A 17989-nucleotide genomic window follows, 5' to 3' on the forward strand; every position below is an offset into this window, starting at 1 on the left:
TGGGCCAGTGGTCTCAACAAATTAATTCCTGGCTAAAACACCGATGACCGTTAACCAGCAGACGTCCTACAGAAAATTCTGAAATGGAAACTCTGCGTTACGACTCGTAAAGAAATATTTACGAAAAATCCGCTAAATCCCCGTGAATGGCAGGTTCCCGTCTGGGTGTAAGGAAAAGCTTCCGAAGCCCAATGGGCCGAGCCCGACGTAAGGCTCTGGGCCGCTTGTTTCAGCGACGTTTGCAGGGTGAGATGCGCCCCATGCCTGCCGTGCAGGTGCATAACAACAAGGAGGCGCAATGAACGCCGTGACTGATTTCCACTTCTCTCCGTGGGACGGTTTTTTCCTCGTCCACGTCGATGGCCTGCAAAGGCCTGACTCAAATTTTGCAGCCGTTCGAGCCTCTCGAAACGGACACACGCAATCCCGGCAACCGACACGCTGATCCAGCGGGGTCTGGCAGCAGGGGGTTAGCGGTGTACAATGCGCCGCGTTTTAACTGTGACCCTCTGCGTAATCGCGCAAAACTCAAGGCTACCCGCCTTGTTCACTCCGTCGCGCCACAAGCGTTTCGGGTTCGATTTCGTCACAGATAAAAACAAACAGGTGACGCATGACCGTTGTAATTGAGCTGAACTCCTGGTGCCTGCGCTGGGGTTTGATCGGGGCTGCTTGAAATCGCAACCTTGCAGCAACGTCTACTGAACATCATCAAACCTTGCGTGAGACCTTTTTCATGAGTGGACAACCCTCGCAATCAGGCGAGCTGAAACGCGGCCTGAAAAATCGCCACATTCAACTGATCGCCCTCGGTGGCGCGATCGGTACCGGATTGTTCCTCGGCTCGGCCGGGGTACTGAAATCCGCCGGCCCGTCGATGATCCTCGGCTACGCCATCTGCGGCTTCATCGCCTTCATGATCATGCGCCAGTTGGGCGAGATGATTGTTGAAGAGCCGGTGGCCGGTTCCTTCAGCCACTTTGCGCACAAGTACTGGGGCGGCTTTGCCGGTTTCCTGTCGGGCTGGAACTGCTGGATTTTGTACATTCTGGTGGGCATGTCGGAGCTGACGGCGGTCGGCAAGTACATCCACTACTGGGCGCCGGACATTCCGACCTGGGCCTCTGCGGCAGCCTTCTTCGTGCTGATCAACGCGATCAACCTGGCCAACGTCAAAGTCTTCGGTGAAGCCGAATTCTGGTTCGCGATCATCAAGGTTGTGGCGATCGTCGGCATGATTGCGCTCGGCAGCTACCTGCTGGTCAGCGGCAACGGCGGCCCGCAAGCGTCGGTCACCAACCTGTGGTCGCACGGCGGGTTCTTCCCGAACGGCGTCAGCGGTCTGGTGATGGCCATGGCGATCATCATGTTCTCCTTCGGCGGTCTGGAAATGCTCGGTTTCACCGCAGCGGAAGCCGACAAGCCGAAAACCGTGATCCCGAAAGCGATCAATCAGGTCATCTACCGCATCCTGATTTTCTACATCGGCGCGCTGGTCATCCTGCTGTCGCTGACCCCGTGGGACAGCCTGCTGGAAACCCTTAACGCGTCCGGCGATTCCTACAGCGGCAGCCCGTTCGTGCAAGTGTTCTCGATGCTCGGCAGCAGCACCGCTGCGCACATCCTCAACTTCGTGGTACTGACCGCGGCGTTGTCGGTGTACAACAGCGGCACTTACTGCAACAGCCGCATGTTGCTGGGCATGGCCGAGCAGGGCGATGCGCCGAAAGGCCTGGCGAAGATCGACAAGCGTGGTGTGCCGGTGCGTTCGATTCTGGCCTCGGCTGCGGTGACCGTGATTGCCGTGTTGCTGAACTACCTGATCCCGCACAGCGCGCTGGAACTGCTGATGTCGCTGGTGGTTGCGACGTTGGTGATCAACTGGGCGATGATCAGCTTCTCGCACTTCAAGTTCCGTCAGCACATGAACAAGACGAAGCAGACGCCGCTGTTCAAAGCGCTGTGGTACCCGTACGGCAACTATGTCTGCCTGGCGTTCGTGGTGTTCATCCTTGGCGTGATGCTGCTGATCCCGGGGATTCAGATCTCGGTGTACGCGATTCCGGTGTGGGTCGTGTTCATGTGGGTTTGCTACGTGATCAAAAACAAGCGCAGTGCTCAAGCTGCGGTGCCTGCGACCGCGAAGTAAGCGCGCGAGCAGAAACAACAAACCCGGCCACAGTGCCGGGTTTGTCATTTTCAGGATTCACACAAACCCCCTTGTGGGAGCGGGCTTGCTCGCGAATGCGGTGTGTCAGATAAAGAATTGTTGGCTGACAAACCGCATTCGCGAGCAAGCCCGCTCCCACAGTTTTGATCTCCAACAGGCTGGAGGTCTGAATCAAGGTATCCTGCACGCTCTGAATACGGACGCTTTTCCATGCTGGTGATTTCCAACAATGTGCATCTGCCGGATGCCGAGATCGAATTGACCGCCATCCGCGCGCAAGGCGCGGGTGGGCAGAACGTCAACAAGGTCTCCAGCGCCATGCACCTGCGCTTCGACATCCCGGCCTCGTCCTTGCCCGAGTTCTACAAGGAACGGCTGCTAGCGCTGCGCGACAGTCGCATCACCAGCGATGGCGTGTTGATCATCAAAGCGCAGCAATACCGCACGCAGGAAGCCAACCGCGCCGATGCACTGGAACGGCTGGTCGAACTGATCCTCAGCGCCACCAAAGTCGAAAAGAAACGCCGCCCGACCAAGCCGACCCTCGGTTCGAAGAAGCGTCGGCTCGAATCGAAAACCAAACGCGGCAGCATCAAGGCCGGGCGTGGCAAGGTCGACTTCTAGTCTTCGCGGTACTTGGCCGTGTGCTTGTACAGATAGACGCTTAGCGCCAAACCGCTCAACGCGGCGAGAGCAGCGAACAGGAAGATCGAGGCAAACCCGAATCCCGCCGCAATCGCCCCGGCCAGTGGCCCGGTGATCCCCAGCGACAAGTCAATGAACAGCGAATAAGCCCCGACCGCCGCGCCACGGCTGGACGCTGGCACCAGATTCACCGCTTCCACGCCCAGCGCCGGGAATACCAGCGAGAAGCCGAAACCGCTCAACGCCGCACCGGCCAGTGCCCAGTGTGCGTCCGGCGCCAGCCACAACAACAGCAAGCCCAGTGTTTCCACCGAGAGGCAGGCAATCGCCACGCGGAAGCCGCCGAGGCGGTTGATCAGGTTGCCGAACAGCAATCGCGCACCGATGAAGCTGGCGCCGAACAGGCTCAGGCACAGCACGGCGTTTTCCCAGTGCTGAGTCGCGTAGTACAAGGTGATGAAGGTGGCGATGGTGCCGAATCCGATCGAGCCCAGCGCCAGGCCGCAGCCGTGGGGAAATACTTTACCGAGCACATGCATGAACGGCAGGCGTTCGCCGGCGACTATCGGTGCGGCGGTTTTCGGCCATGCCAGCGCCAAGCCGAGAATGGCCAGCAAGATGATGCTGACGCCCATGCTCCACAGCCCTAGCTCCCCAACCAGCCACACGCCGAACGGTGCGCCGATCGCCAGTGCGCCATAACTGGCGATGCCGTTCCAGGAAATAACCTTGGCGGTGTTGGCCGCACCCACGCGGCCGATGCCCCAGCCAATTGAACCCGAGCCAACCAGGCTTTCAGCGCTGCCCAGCACCAGTCGACCGATCAACAAGCTGATCAAACTGAGCATCGGCATGTTCGGTGTCCACGCCGAAATCAGCATGAACACGCCGCTCAAGCCACAACCGGCCAGGCCAATCATCACCGCTCGTTTGCTGCCCTTGTTGTCGATGATCTTGCCCGCGTACGGACGGCTGAGCAGGGTGGCGAGGTATTGCACGCTGATCACCAGCCCGGCGATTACTGCGCCGAAACCGAGATCGCTGTGGACGTAACCCGGCAGCACGGCCAGCGGGATGCCGATGTTGAGGTAACCGATAAAGGTGAACAGGACGATGGAAACGACTTGCAGCGTAACCGCCAGGGGGCGCTGGGGCTCGGACATAGAGGACGACATGGGTAAAGATCCACGGGAGCGGCAGATTAGATAGGCTGCTTATGATACCGGCGTGGAGGAATCTGGGGCGGGGAAAAGTAAAACTATTTGCCGGATGGCAGATTCACGGCTTGGCCGGCGCAACCAGTTGCGTGGTGACGAGTGCGGCGAGGGCGTTTTCTTCAGTGCCGAAACGGGCGAGCAGGGCGGCCTGTTTCTCGGGCGAGAGTCGGTTCCAGATATCGATCATCTTCTCGGTGGCGCCGATCAGTACGGCAGCTTGGCTTTCAGAGAATTCGTCAGTCATGGCGGGCTCGGGGTTCAGGCAGTGTGGAAAGCGCATGTTAGCGCTTTCCACACGGTCTGTACGACGGGTCTTACTCTTCGTTGTCGGCCGGACGGCTCTCAACGGCTTCTTTCGGCTCGGGCTGTTGGGCGCCGGCTTGTTGCGTGGTCGTCTGCTCAGGTACGTGCAGGCTTGGGAAGGGGAGATTAGGAATCTCGTGCATGGTTGCGCTCCTCGCTAAGTCTGTTGATAGATCTGGTAGATCCGCGCTTTTACAAAGCCTGCGCAGGATACAGCAGGAAAAATGACAATCAGACTTTTAATTGAAAATAATGCGACAGATGGCCGCAGGGGAGGGCACAAACTGTGGTGATAGATCGTCCCCAAGCTCTGCGTGGGAACGCCTCAATGGACGCTCTGCGTTCGCTGTTGGGACGCAGAGCGTCCCGGGCTGCATTCCCACGCGGAGCGTGGGAACGATCAAAAGATCGCAGCCTGCGGCAGCTCCTACAGGGGATTGCGGTATTATTTGCAGACGCTGGCGATCGCTTCGGCCAGTAGCGCGAGGCGCGTGGCGTCGATGCCGGCGACGTTCGCGCGGCCTGAGCTGACCATGTACACGCTGTGATGCTCGCGCAGTTGTTTCACTTGCTCCGGCGACAGCCCGGTGTAAGAAAACATGCCGCGCTGCACGCCAATGTGCGCAAAACGTTCGCGCAGACCGTGCGGTTCCAGCGCTTCAACCAATCCGCTACGCAGCTGCGCAATACGCAAACGCATGGCTTCCACTTCATCAGCCCAGCGCGCTTTCAGCTCTGGATCAGCGAGGATCGTCGCAACAACAGCAGCACCGTGATCCGGCGGCGTCGACCACAAGTTACGGGCGATATTGGCCAATTGGCTGCGGATGTCGATGAGCTTGTCAGCGCTTTTCGCGCAGACAATCAGCGCGCCGGTGCGATCGCGATACAAGCCGAAGTTCTTCGAGCAGGAACTGGTGATCAGCAACTCCGGCAGTTCAGCGGCGAACAACCGTGTCGACCACGCATCCTGTTCCAGACCGTCGCCAAAACCCTGGTAGGCAAAGTCGATCAGCGGCAGCAGATTGCGGCTGCGCACCACATCAAGCACGCGCTGCCAGTCGTCGTGGTTCAAGTCGAAACCGGTCGGGTTGTGGCAGCACGCGTGCAGCAGCACCACATCACCTTTCGGCACTTCATTGAGCACGGCGAGCATGGCTTCGACGTCGAGGCGGTTGTCGCTGCCCACGTATGGGTAGTGACTGACCTTGACCCCGGCCGCCGCGAAAATGGTTTCGTGAATCGGCCAGGTCGGGTTGCTCAACCACACGCCTTTGCCTGGCAGGCACTGGGCGATGAAGTCAGCGGCCAGACGCAGCGCACCAGTACCGCCCGGCGTCTGGGTGGCGCCGGCACGTTGTTCGGCGATCAGTTTCGAGTCAGCGCCAAGCACCAACTCGTTGATGACTTTGCCGAACAGCGGGTTGCCGTGGCCACCGATGTAGGTCTTGGTGTCCTGGCTTTCGACCAGTCGCGCTTCGGCGATTTTCACCGCTTCCGGGATCGGCGTCAGGCCCTGGGCATCCTTGTAGACGCCAACGCCCAAATCGAATTTGCGCGGGTTGGTGTCCTGCGCATACGCCTCCATCAAGCCGAGGATCGGGTCGCCGGGTACCCGGCCGATGGCGTCAAAGTGCATTACTTGCGTCCTTCTGCAGTCTTGGCCACTTCGTCAGTGCGCGCGGCCATGATGAAGTCGTTGCGGTGCAGGCCTTTGATCGAGTGGCTCCACCAGGTCACGGTGACTTTGCCCCACTCGGTCAGCAGACCCGGGTGGTGACCTTCGGCCTCGGAGATCTCGCCAACAGCGTTGGTGAACGCCAGCGCGTGCTTGAAGTTCTTGAACAGGAAAACTTTTTCCAGCTGCATGATGCCGTCGCGAACTTCGATGTTCCAGTCAGGGATCTGCTTGATCAGGATCGGCAGTTCTTCGTCGCTGACTTGTGGCGCATCGGCGCGGCAGGCTTCGCAGTGGGCTTGGTTCAATGTGGACATGGTCGGTTCCTGAATTCGATTCTTGTTGGAAATTACTATCTTTGCACGCAAGTCGCGAGCGGGTTCTGCTCAGGCCGCTTTCGGCTTTGGCGGAAATTTTGGCGCGTGCAGACCCAGCTGCATGCCTTGTTTGACCATGGCCATGATGTCTTCATGGGCCACGTCGAACAGGCGCTTGAGGTTCGGCAGGACGAAGTACAGCGGTTGCAGGATGTCGATGCGGTACGGCGTGCGCATCGCTTCGAGCGGGTCGAAGACTTGATGCTCAGGCTCGTCCGACAGCGAATAAACGGTTTCTTTTGGCGAAGACAGAATGCCGCCGCCGTAGATGCGTTTGCCTTGCGGGGTATCGACCAAGCCGAACTCGATGGTCATCCAGTACAGACGCGCCAGATACACGCGCTCTTCCTTGGTCGCTTGCAGGCCGAGTTTGCCGTAGGTGTGGGTGAATTCGGCGAAATACGGGTTGGTCAGCAGCGGGCAGTGGCCAAAAATCTCGTGGAAAATGTCCGGCTCTTGCAGGTAGTCGAGTTCTTCGCGGGTGCGGATAAAAGTCGCGACGGGAAACTGCTTGCTGGCGAGCAATTCAAAGAAGGTCTGGAAGGGGATCAGCGCCGGCACGCGCGCGACCTGCCAGCCGGTGGTCTCGCCGAGTACCTTGTTGATCTCGCCGAGTTGCGGAATGCGGTCGTGGGGCAGACCGAGTTTCTCGATACCGTCCAGGTACTCCTGGCAGGCACGCCCTTCGATCACTTTCAACTGGCGAGTGATCAGCGTGTTCCACACCGCGTGTTCTTCGGCGGGGTAGTCGATAAAACCTTGCGCATCGGGCTCGCGGGCCACGTATTGCGTCTGCTTCATACTGCTCTCCTGCTAGGGGAATTCGTTCTTGTTATGTCCAGCGATGGACTCAGAAATACCTGAGAGAGAGGCTGTGTGCAGTAGGTTGGATCGCGATCGCGTAGGAAATTTCCGTGGATTTCGTAAAGTTATCGTTACGGTTTAGGCGTTATCGCGCATTTACGGCGATTCGCCGGTTTGAAAAGGTCGGCGACTGTCACATAATCTTGACAACTGTTTGCGCACCTCGGCAGAAAATTCTGCCGTGCGCCGCAACTGGGCCCGGCACTTTCCCCTGTGGGAGCGGGCTTGCTCGCGAAGGCGGTGGATCAGGCAGGCTATTTGTCGACTGACACTCCGCTTTCGCGAGCAAGCCCGCTCCCACAGGGGTCGTGCCCGGCACTTACTCTTTTATCGTCGGGTCTTTTATATGCGTATCAAAGTCCACTGCCAGAACCGCATCGGCATTCTGCGCGACATCCTCAACCTGCTTGTGGCCTACGGGATCAACGTCGCGCGGGGCGAGGTCGGTGGTGAGCATGGCAACGCGATCTACTTGCACTGCCCGAACCTGATCAACATCCAGTTCCAGGCCCTGCGCCCGAAATTCGAGGCGATTGCCGGGGTGTTCGGCGTCAAGCGCGTCGGGCTGATGCCAAGCGAACGGCGGCACATGGAATTGAACGCGTTGCTCGGCGCGCTGGAGTTTCCAGTGCTGTCGATCGACATGGGCGGTTCGATTGTCGCGGCCAACCGCGCGGCGGCGCAGTTGCTCGGTGTGCGCGTCGATGAAGTACCGGGGATTCCGCTGTCGCGCTACGCCGAAGATTTCGATTTGCCGGAACTGGTGCGCGCCAACAAATCGCGGATCAACGGCATGCGCGTGAAGGTCAAGGGCGACGTGTTTCTCGCCGACATCGCGCCGCTGCAATCCGAACACGACGACAGCGAAGCCATGGCTGGCGCGGTACTCACGTTGCACCGCGCCGACCGTGTCGGCGAACGCATTTACAACGTGCGCAAACAAGAACTGCGTGGCTTCGACAGTATCTTCCAGAGCTCGAAAGTCATGGCCGCCGTGGTGCGTGAAGCGCGGCGAATGGCACCGCTCGACGCACCGCTATTGATTGAAGGCGAAACCGGCACCGGCAAGGAATTGCTGGCGCGCGCCTGTCACCTCGCCAGTCCGCGCGGGCAATCGCCGCTGATGGCGCTCAACTGTGCGGGGCTGCCGGAGTCGATGGCCGAGACCGAGTTGTTCGGTTACGGCCCCGGTGCGTTCGAAGGTGCGCGTGCGGAAGGCAAACTTGGCCTGCTGGAATTGACCGCCGGCGGCACGCTGTTTCTCGACGGCGTTGGCGAAATGAGCCCGCGCCTTCAAGTGAAGCTGCTGCGCTTTCTCCAGGATGGTTGCTTCCGCCGGGTCGGCAGTGATGAAGAGGTTTATCTGGATGTGCGGGTGATCTGCGCGACGCAGGTCGACCTGTCTGAATTGTGCGCGCGCGGCGAATTTCGTCAGGATTTGTATCACCGCTTGAACGTGCTCTCGCTGCACATTCCGCCGTTGCGCGAATGCCTTGATGGGTTGACGCCGCTGGTTGAACACTTCCTCGATCAGGCCAGTCGGCAGATCGGTTGCCCGTTGCCGAAACTGGCGCCGGCGGCGATGGATCGGCTCAGTCATTACCATTGGCCGGGCAATGTGCGGCAACTGGAGAACGTGTTGTTTCAGGCGGTTTCGTTGTGTGATGGCGGGACGGTGAAGGCTGAGCATATTCGCCTGCCGGATTACGGCGTGCGTCAGCCGCTTGGCGATTTCTCGCTGGAGGGCGGGCTGGACGAGATTGTTGGGCGCTTTGAAAAAGCGGTGCTGGAGCGGCTGTATTCAGAGCACCCGAGCAGTCGGCAGTTGGGTAAGCGACTTGGGGTTTCGCACACGACGATTGCCAACAAATTGCGCGAATACGAAGTCGGCAAAGACTCGGGCAGCGCATGATCGTTCCCACGCTCTGCGTGGGAATGCAACCCGGGACGCTCCGCGTCCCAAAGCGGACGCAGAGCGTCCATTGAGGCATTCCCACGCGGAGCGAGGGAACGATCATGTAGGAGCTGCGGCACGCTGCGATCTTTTGATCTGTTGCCGCCAAGCGGCATAACACCGCCGGTTTTTCGACTTCGATACATTTCCCCAATCCTCTAAATCTCCCCCAAGTCCTTTGTTTACCGGGCCGCGTGCCGCCAGAAAAAAGTTGGTCTGCAAATTGCTTATGGCTCAGCAGTACAGCAGTGGGCGGCAAACGTCCGGCATGCAGAGGAAAGAGTGTGGACAAGTACCTTTATGTGGCAATGACCGGTGCCAGCCAGAACGCGCTGGCGCAAAAGGCGCATGCCAACAACCTGGCGAACATCTCCACCAACGGTTTTCAGAAGGACCTGGAACAGGCCCGTTCGATGCCGGTGTTTGGTGACAGCTTTCCGGCGCGTGCGTTTGCCATGAGCGAACGTCCGGCCACTGACTTCTCGCCGGGCTCGCTGGTCGAGACCGGTCGCGACCTCGACGTCGCCGTGACCGGCAACGGTTTCATCGCCGTGCAGAACCCGAACGGTGGCGAAAGCTACGTGCGCACCGGCAGCCTCAACATCGATGCCCTCGGCGTATTGCGTGCCGGCAACGGCATGGCGGTGATGGGCAATGGCGGGCCGATTGCCGTGCCGCCCGAGCAGCAAGTCGAGGTCGGTGAAGACGGCACCATCAGTATTCGTGCGATGGGCGAAGGCCCGCGCGTCATGGCGGAAGTCGACCGGATCAAACTGGTCAATCCGGACATCAAGAACATGAACAAGGGCCTCGACGGTTCGATTTACACCAAGGACGGTCAGCCTGCGCCGGCCGATGCCAACGTCAAACTGGTCTCGGGTTTCCTGGAGTCGAGCAACGTCAACGCCGTCGAAGAGATGACCTCGGTGCTGGCCCTGGCCAAGCAGTTCGAGTTGCACGTCAAGATGATGAACACCGCCAAAGACGACGACCAGGCCATGGCTCGGGTCTTGCAGATCAGCTAATTATCAGAACGTCGCGCCGTAAAACAGGCGCACGAGGAGAATTGAATGCTTCCGGCTCTATGGGTTGCCAAAACCGGTCTGTCCGCCCAGGACACCAACCTGACCACCATCTCCAACAACCTGGCGAACGTGTCGACCACGGGTTTCAAACGTGACCGCGCCGAGTTCCAGGACTTGCTCTATCAGATCAAGCGTCAGCCAGGCGCCCAGTCGACTCAGGACAGCGAACTGCCGTCGGGTCTGCAATTGGGTACCGGTGTGCGCATCGTCGGCACGCAGAAAAACTTCACTGCCGGCAGCCTGCAAACCACCGAGCAGCCGCTGGACATGGCCATCGACGGCCGCGGTTTCTTCCAGATTCTGCAGCCGGACGGCACCACGTCTTACACCCGTGACGGTACCTTCCACCTCGACTCCAATGGCCAGATCGTCAACGCCAGCGGTTTCGCTCTGGAGCCAGCCATCGTTATCCCGAACAACGCGCAGAGCTTCACCGTCGGCGTTGACGGCACCGTGTCGATCACCGTTCCGGGTAACCCGGCCGCTCAGGTGATCGGCAACCTGCAAACCGCCGACTTCATCAACCCGGCCGGTCTGCAAGCGGTGGGCAACAACCTGTTCCTGGAAACCGCTGCTTCCGGCGCGCCGCAAATCGGCACCCCGGGCCTCAACGGTTTCGGCACCACGCTGCAGAACACCCTGGAAGGTTCCAACGTCAGCACCGTTGAAGAGATGGTCAACATGATCACCACTCAGCGCGCTTACGAGATGAACTCCAAGGTGATCTCCACCGCCGACCAGATGCTCTCGTTCGTAACGCAGAATCTGTAATCAGTCTATGAGGCGGCCATGAGGCTGCCTGCAACACCGTGAGGTAGGGTCATGAAACGCTTCGTATCTGTTTTGGCATTGGGTGGGGTCGTCTCGCTCGCGGGCTGTGTCGCACCGACGCCCAAGCCCAATGACCCTTATTACGCTCCGGTGTTGCCGCGTACGCCGTTGCCGGCGGCGGCCAACAATGGCTCGATCTATCAGGCCGGTTTCGAACAGAACCTGTACAGCGACCGCAAGGCGTTTCGGGTCGGTGACATCATCACCATCACCCTCAACGAGAAAACCCAGGCGAGCAAAAACGCCAACTCGCAAGTGGCCAAGAACAGCAAGACCGGCATCGGCCTGACCTCGCTGTTCGGCGGTAGCGGCGTGACCAACAACCCGTTGGGCGGTAACGATTTGAGTCTGGACGTTGGCTACAGCGGCGACCGCGCGACCAAGGGCGACAGCAAGGCTGCGCAGGGCAACACCCTGACCGGCTCCGTCACCGTGACCGTGGCGGACGTGCTGCCCAACGGCATCATCGCCGTGCGCGGCGAGAAGTGGATGACGCTGAACACCGGCGATGAGCTGGTGCGCATTGCAGGTCTGGTGCGTGCTGATGACATCGCCACCGACAACACCGTGTCGTCGACCCGCGTCGCCGATGCACGCATCACCTACTCGGGCACAGGCTCATTTGCCGATGCGAGTCAGCCAGGCTGGTTCGACCGTTTCTTCCTCAGCCCGCTGTTCCCTTTCTAGGTGGCTACGTTGAATCTGAAAAGCCTTATGGTGGCCGCGCTGTTGATGTCTGCGGCTTTCACTGCACACGCCGAACGGTTGAAAGACATCGCCAGCATTTCTGGCGTGCGTTCCAACCAGTTGATCGGCTACGGCCTGGTGGTCGGGCTTAACGGCACCGGTGACCAGACGACGCAGACCCCGTTCACCCTGCAGACCTTCAACAACATGCTCTCGCAGTTCGGCATCAAAGTGCCGCCGGGTTCGGGCAACGTGCAGTTGAAGAACGTCGCGGCGGTGTCGGTGAGTGCCGATCTGCCGGCGTTCGCCAAACCGGGTCAGCAGGTCGACATCACCGTGTCCTCGATCGGTAACTCCAAGAGCCTGCGCGGCGGCACACTGTTGCTGACCCCGCTCAAGGGTATCGACGGCAACGTTTACGCCATCGCTCAGGGCAACCTGGTCGTTGGCGGTTTTGATGCCGAAGGCCGTGACGGTTCGAAGATCACCGTCAACGTTCCGTCGGCCGGTCGCATCCCCGGCGGTGCATCGGTTGAGCGTTCGGTACCGAGTGGTTTCAACCAAGGCAACAGCCTGACCTTGAACCTCAACCGTTCCGACTTCACCACCGCCAAACGTATCGTCGACAAGATCAACGACATGCTCGGCCCTGGCGTGGCGCAAGCCATCGACGGCGGCTCGGTACGCGTCACTGCACCGCTTGATCCGAGCCAGCGCGTCGACTACCTGTCGATCCTCGAAAACCTTGAAGTCGATCCGGGTCAGGCGGTGGCGAAAGTCATCATCAATTCGCGCACCGGCACCATTGTCATCGGCCAGAACGTCAAAGTCTCGCCAGCCGCCGTGACCCACGGCAGCCTGACCGTGACCATCACCGAAGACCCGATCGTCAGCCAGCCAGGCCCGTTGTCCAACGGCCAGACCGCTGTGGTGCCACGCTCGCGGGTGAACGCTGAGCAAGAGGCCAAACCGATGTTCAAATTCGGCCCGGGCACCACCCTCGACGAGATCGTGCGTGCGGTGAACCAGGTCGGCGCGGCGCCGGGTGACTTGATGGCGATCCTCGAAGCACTGAAGCAGGCCGGCGCGTTGCAAGCCGACCTGATCGTGATCTGAGGCCGACCATCATGGATATGCGCAAAGGCAGTCTGGTCAGCAACGCCGATTCGGGTTCGTACTCCGACCTCAATCGTCTGAATCAGCTCAAGGTTGGCGACAAGGACAGCGACGGCAACATGCGCAAAGTTGCTCAGGAATTCGAGTCGTTGTTCATCGGCGAAATGCTCAAGTCGATGCGTTCGGCCACCGACACCCTCGGTCAGGACAATCCGCTGAACACCCCGGCGGCCAAGCAATATCAAGAAATGTCCGACCAGCAACTGGCGGTGTCCATGTCCCGCGAGGGCGGAGGTATCGGCCTGGCGGACGTGCTGTTGCGTCAGATGCAGAAGAACAAACCGATGGCGCCGGGTGAGGCTGCGGCCGCGTCCGCCGCCAAGCAGGAAGAAGCCCGGGCGAAAGCCGCTGGCGTGGTCACGCCGATTGCGGCGGGCACCACGGCGATCAACGGCCCGTTGTCGCGGGTCAATGGCGAGCGTCCGTTGTGGGCGTCGCGTTCCGGGCGTGTGTCGAGCACCGATACGTCGCACAGCAATGACATGGCGATGATCAACAAGCGTCGTCTGTCGTTGCCGCCGAAACTCACCGATCGTTTGCTCGCCGGTTTGGTGCCGTCGGCCACGACCGCGACCACCGCATCCAATGCGTTGCCGCAAGCGACCGCGCCTGCCGCCATTACCGGTTCCGGCCCGCTGTACAACGGCGACTGGCTGGCCCGCGCCGAGAACGAAAAAGCCTCCGGCGGGCAGATGCAGGTCTACGGCCGCGCCATGGCGCAGATTCCGTTGGCACCGGCGAAAAAAGCCTTCAGCTCCGCTGATGAATTCGTCAACACCATGCTGCCGATGGCCAAGGAAGCTGCCGACCGTATCGGCGTCGATCCGCGTTATCTGGTGGCGCAAGCGGCACTGGAAACCGGTTGGGGCAAATCGGTCATGCGTGCGCAGGACGGCAGCAGCAGCCACAACCTGTTTGGCATCAAGGCGAGCAGCAACTGGCAGGGCGATTCGGCCCGCGCCATCACCAGCGAGTTCCGCAATGGCGCGATGGTCAAGGAGACGGCCGAGTTCCGTTCCTACGCCTCGTACAAGGACAGCTTCCACGATCTGGTGACTTTGCTGCAGAGCAATAATCGCTATCAAGATGTGCTGAAGTCGGCCGATAACCCAGAACAGTTTGTACGCGAGTTGCAGAAGGCCGGTTACGCCACCGACCCGAACTACGCGACAAAGATTTCGCAAATTGCCAAGCAGATGAACAATCTTCAAAACTACGCTGCGGCGGGTGTATCCACCACGCCTTTATAAGGCACAAGGTATAAGGTCTGAACCATGAGTTTGCTCAATATCGGGATGTCGGGTCTGGCGTCGAGCCAGTCCTCTTTGGCTACGACAGGCAACAACATTGCCAACGTCGACACCGCCGGTTACTCACGTCAGCAAACCGTGCAAGGCACCAAAGCCTCGCAGCAGTACGGCACTGTTTTTATCGGCACGGGCACGACCCTCGCCGACGTGCGTCGGGTCTACAACTCGTACCTCGAATCGCAGTTGCACACCGCGACCTCGCTGAACAGCGAAGCAGCTTCGTACCTGGCCCAGGCCACGCCGCTGGACTCGATTCTGTCTGACACCAACACCGGTCTGACCGGTGTGCTGCAGAAGTTTTTTACCTCGATGCAAGGCGTGTCGACCTCGGCCACCGACGACACCTCGCGTCAGTCGGTATTGACCGGTGCGCAAGCGCTGAGCAGCCGCTTCAACGCACTCGCCAAGCAACTGAATGACCAGAACACCACCATCAATGGCAGCCTCAGCGACATGACTGCTCAGGTGAATAAACTGGCCACGTCGATTGCCAACCTGAACCAGAAGATCGGTGAGATTTCCACCAGCGGCGGCGCGCCTAACGACCTGCTCGACAGCCGTAACGAAGCCGTGCGTCAGCTGTCCGAATTGACCGGCGCTCAGGTCGTTGAACGCGGCACCAGTTTTGACGTGTACGTCGGCAGCGGCCAGCCGCTGGTGATCGGCAACACCACGAACTCGCTGAGCATGGTTGCCAGCAAAGACGATCCGTCGCGCATGTCGATTCAGATGGATCGCGGCTCGAGCACCATCGACATCACCTCGGTGATCAGCGGTGGTGAAATCGGTGGTCTGCTGACGTATCGCAAAGACGTTCTCGACCCGTCGCTCAACGAACTGGGCCGTGTGGCCTTGGTAGTCGCCGATCAGATCAACAGCCAGCAAGCGCAAGGCATCGACAAGAACGGTGACTTTGGCGCGGCGATTTTCAACAACATCAACAGTGCCGCGCTGATCAGTCAGCGCAGCATCGCGCAGGCCGGCAACAGCAGCGGTTCGGGCAACCTTGACGTAACCATCAAGGACACCGGCAAGCTGACCACCAGTGATTATCAGGTGACGTTCACCAGCGCGACCGACTACAGCGTCAAGCGCTCCGACGGCACCGACCTCGGTACGTTCAGCACCACGACCAATCCGCCGCCAGTGATTGACGGTTTCAGCCTCGCCCTCAACGGTGGTGCGTTGAACGCCGGTGACAGCTTCAAGATCACGCCGACGCGTAATGCCGCCGCGAGCATTCAGACGGTCCTCAGCGATCCGAAGAAAATTGCCGCCGCAGGTGCGCTGACCGGTTCCGCCAGCGCCAACGGTCTGGGCACTTACACCCAGCCGACGCTGAGCGACACGATCAACATTTACAACCCGACTGCCCAGGCTGACATGCAGGCGGCGCTGAAGAATTCGACGCCAGTGAAACTGGTGTTCGGTGACGCCAGCGGCGGCAGTCAGTCGTATACGCTGGTCGACGCCAAAGGTCAGAACATCGGCACCGGCACCATCGTGCCTGGCCAGTCAAACACACTGAATCTGAAAGTCGGCGTCCTCGATGCCAACGGCAATCCGGTGATGGACACCTCCGTCACGCCGAACGTGCAGAAGACCTTCACCGTGCAAACCACGGTCGGCGGCACGCCGAAGTCCGGTGAAACCTTCACCATGAACCTCACCGGTGCGGCGTCTTCGGACAACCGCAACGCGCAGGCGCTGGTCGGTCTGCAAACCAAACAAACGGTCGACACCGGTTCGGCGAGCAAGGGCATCAGCCTGACCGACGCCTACAACAAACTGGTGACCAACGTCGGCACCAAGACTGCCCAAGGCAAGTCTGACAGCGCCGCGACCACGGCGATTCTGGATAACGCGCAAGGTGCGCGCGATTCGCTGTCCGGGGTCAACCTCGATGAAGAAACCGGCAACCTGGTCAAATATCAGCAGTACTACACAGCGTCTTCGCAGATCATCAAAGCTGCGCAGGAAACTTTCGCCACGCTGATCAACAGCCTTTAAGGAGTCGTAATTCATGCGCATTTCCACCGCCCAGTATTACGGCACGCAAGCGTCGGACTATCAGCGTAACTTCAACAAGGCTGTGGCCACCGCGAGCGAGGCGAGCAGCCTGCAGCGGATCAACACCGCGTCGGATGATCCGGTCGGTGCCGGTCGTTTGCTGCAACTGGGCCAGCAGGCTGCGTTGCTTGATCAGTACAACGGCAACATCAACAGCACTAAAAGTGCGTTGAACGTGCAGGAAACCACCCTGGATTCCATCACTACTGCATTGCAACGCGCCAAGGACCTTGCGCTGGCCGCCAACAACGGCACGGCCACCGACAAGGATCGCCAGGCCTACGCGGCAGAAATGGGCCAGATCCAGCAACAAGTGCTGGGCCTGATGAACTCCAAGGATGCCAACGGCAACTACCTGTTCTCCGGTTCGAAAACCGACACCGCGCCGTACTCGCAAAATGCCGATGGCACCTTCACCTACAACGGTGACCAGACCACCATCAATCTGGGCATTGGCGACGGCATGACCGTGAGCACTAACACCACCGGTTGGGAAGCGTTCCAGCAGACCATCAACACCGGTCGCACCAGCACCAACATGACGGCTCCGGCAGTGGATGACGGCCGTGTGGTGTTGTCCAACGGTACGGTCGGCACTGCCGCCACTTACAACAGCAAGTTCACCGGTGGTCAGCCCTACACCGTGAGCTTCCTGAGTAGCACGCAGCTGAAAATTACCGATGCCCTGGGCAACGACGTGACCGCTGAAGCCAGCCAGAACGGCGTGGTCAGCAACACCTCCGGGGCCAACCAGACGGTCAGCTTCCGTGGCGTCGATCTGAAGTTGAACATCAACTTGAAGACCGGTGACACCGACCCGGACGCCGTGATCGCCGGACACACGTTCCAGCTGTCCTCGACGCCGGACTCGTTCACCACAACGCGCAGCCCAGGCAATCCGTCGACAGCGGTCATCACCGGTTCGACCATCACCGATCAGGCTGCGTACACCGCTGCCTTCCCGCAGGGTGGTGCCGTTCTCAAGTTCACCAGCGCCACGGCGTTCGACTTGTACGCAGCGCCGGTCACGGCTGACAGCAAACCGGTGTCCTCGGGTACCGTGTCGGGCAGCAATGCGACGGCGGCGGGCGTGACGTTTGCACTGGGCAACACGCCCGCGGCGGGCGATCAGTTTTCGATCCAGCCGAACAACCACCAGACCCAGAACATCCTCGACACGTTGGGTCAGATGGTCACCGCGCTGAACACGCCGATCGATGGTGATCCAGTGGCCAAGCAAAAATTCCAGGGCGCGATGGAGTCCGGCCTCGGCAACATCGACGCCGCCACCAACCAGATTGGCGCTTCCGTGACGTCGATCGGTGCCCGAGGTCAGGCGCTGGATATGCAGACCATCACCAACCAGAGCCTGAGCACCGCCAACTCGACGACTCAAGGCTCGATCCGCGATTCCGATCCGGCCGAAGTCATGACCCGCCTGACCTTGCAGCAGACCATGCTGCAGGCCGCGCAACTGGCGTTCAGCAAAATCTCTCAGCTGGGCCTGTTCAACAAGATCTGATGGTGGCGGGCGCGCAAGCGCCCGGTTACCTGGTTTTAATGTCTTCTTTTGCGGTGTCAGAGGGCTCGCTGTTCCGGGCGGGTTCCCGCCGCTTGCGAGT

General features: G+C 60.0%; 16 protein-coding genes. 10 read left to right on the forward strand and 6 right to left on the reverse strand.

Going from position 1 to position 17989, the window contains the following annotated elements; all coding sequences use genetic code 11:
• Window positions 1-736: 736 nt before the first annotated feature.
• Entirely contained in the window at window positions 737-2149 is a 1413-nt protein-coding gene (locus KFS80_RS05615; protein WP_159812591.1) for an amino acid permease, read from the forward strand.
• Window positions 2150-2380: 231 nt separating this feature from the next.
• Window positions 2381-2794 carry an alternative ribosome rescue aminoacyl-tRNA hydrolase ArfB gene (arfB, locus tag KFS80_RS05620; RefSeq protein ID WP_007920134.1) on the forward strand — a complete coding sequence of 138 codons (414 nt, stop codon included), beginning with the start codon at window positions 2381-2383 and terminating at the stop codon, window positions 2792-2794.
• Here the strand turns inward: arfB and KFS80_RS05625 are convergent.
• From KFS80_RS05625 to phhA, 6 genes are all read right to left on the reverse strand, one after another.
• A complete protein-coding gene (locus KFS80_RS05625; RefSeq protein WP_172680087.1) occupies window positions 2791-3978 on the reverse strand; it encodes an MFS transporter in 1188 nt (395 codons plus the stop codon). The two genes, arfB and KFS80_RS05625, sit on opposite strands and share 4 nt — an antisense overlap.
• Window positions 3979-4093: 115 nt before the next feature.
• Window positions 4094-4276 (reverse strand): hypothetical protein, encoded by a 183-nt coding sequence (locus KFS80_RS05630; protein ID WP_053118279.1) that lies wholly within the window; start codon window positions 4274-4276, stop codon window positions 4094-4096.
• Window positions 4277-4346: 70 nt separating this feature from the next.
• Window positions 4347-4478: a hypothetical protein gene (locus tag KFS80_RS27065; RefSeq protein ID WP_008088845.1), complete on the reverse strand. Its 132-nt coding sequence runs from the start codon at window positions 4476-4478 to the stop codon at window positions 4347-4349.
• 302 nt (window positions 4479-4780) lie between these two features.
• Window positions 4781-5974 (reverse strand): amino acid aminotransferase, encoded by a 1194-nt coding sequence (locus KFS80_RS05635; protein WP_212544210.1) that lies wholly within the window; start codon window positions 5972-5974, stop codon window positions 4781-4783.
• Complete coding sequence (locus KFS80_RS05640) at window positions 5974-6330, reverse strand: 4a-hydroxytetrahydrobiopterin dehydratase (RefSeq protein WP_016771115.1); 357 nt, start codon at window positions 6328-6330, stop codon at window positions 5974-5976. Before KFS80_RS05640 ends, KFS80_RS05635 begins: the two co-directional genes overlap by 1 nt.
• 69 nt (window positions 6331-6399) lie before the next feature.
• Window positions 6400-7191 (reverse strand): phenylalanine 4-monooxygenase, encoded by a 792-nt coding sequence (phhA, locus tag KFS80_RS05645; protein ID WP_053118286.1) that lies wholly within the window; start codon window positions 7189-7191, stop codon window positions 6400-6402.
• A gap of 409 nt (window positions 7192-7600) precedes the next feature.
• Between phhA and KFS80_RS05650 the strand changes: the two genes are divergently transcribed.
• The 8 genes from KFS80_RS05650 to KFS80_RS05685 all read left to right on the forward strand — a co-directional run bounded on the left by KFS80_RS05650 (window position 7601) and on the right by KFS80_RS05685 (window position 17889).
• Window positions 7601-9166, forward strand: a complete 1566-nt coding sequence (locus KFS80_RS05650) for a sigma-54-dependent transcriptional regulator (RefSeq protein WP_212544211.1) — start codon at window positions 7601-7603, stop codon at window positions 9164-9166.
• Between the two features lie 326 nt (window positions 9167-9492).
• Window positions 9493-10233: a flagellar basal body rod protein FlgF gene (locus KFS80_RS05655; protein WP_053118297.1), complete on the forward strand. Its 741-nt coding sequence runs from the start codon at window positions 9493-9495 to the stop codon at window positions 10231-10233.
• 45 nt (window positions 10234-10278) lie between these two features.
• A complete protein-coding gene (gene flgG, locus KFS80_RS05660; RefSeq protein WP_053118298.1) occupies window positions 10279-11064 on the forward strand; it encodes a flagellar basal-body rod protein FlgG in 786 nt (261 codons plus the stop codon).
• Between the two features lie 51 nt (window positions 11065-11115).
• On the forward strand, window positions 11116-11811 hold the full coding sequence (gene flgH, locus KFS80_RS05665; protein ID WP_053118299.1) for a flagellar basal body L-ring protein FlgH: 696 nt from the start codon (window positions 11116-11118) through the stop codon (window positions 11809-11811).
• Window positions 11812-11838: 27 nt separating this feature from the next.
• A complete protein-coding gene (locus KFS80_RS05670) occupies window positions 11839-12927 on the forward strand; it encodes a flagellar basal body P-ring protein FlgI (RefSeq protein ID WP_053118300.1) in 1089 nt (362 codons plus the stop codon).
• A gap of 11 nt (window positions 12928-12938) precedes the next feature.
• A complete protein-coding gene (flgJ, locus tag KFS80_RS05675) occupies window positions 12939-14237 on the forward strand; it encodes a flagellar assembly peptidoglycan hydrolase FlgJ (protein WP_212544212.1) in 1299 nt (432 codons plus the stop codon).
• 24 nt (window positions 14238-14261) lie between these two features.
• The gene (gene flgK / locus KFS80_RS05680; protein ID WP_212544213.1) at window positions 14262-16307 is read left to right on the forward strand and encodes a flagellar hook-associated protein FlgK; all 2046 of its coding nucleotides are present in this window, start codon (window positions 14262-14264) and stop codon (window positions 16305-16307) included.
• Between the two features lie 13 nt (window positions 16308-16320).
• Window positions 16321-17889, forward strand: coding sequence for a flagellar hook-associated protein 3 (locus KFS80_RS05685; protein WP_212544214.1), 1569 nt, complete (start codon window positions 16321-16323; stop codon window positions 17887-17889).
• The last annotated feature ends 100 nt before the right edge of the window (window positions 17890-17989 follow it).

Origin of the sequence: Pseudomonas rustica (assembly GCF_018336155.1) — a bacterium.
GTDB classification, from domain to species: domain Bacteria; phylum Pseudomonadota; class Gammaproteobacteria; order Pseudomonadales; family Pseudomonadaceae; genus Aquipseudomonas; species Aquipseudomonas rustica.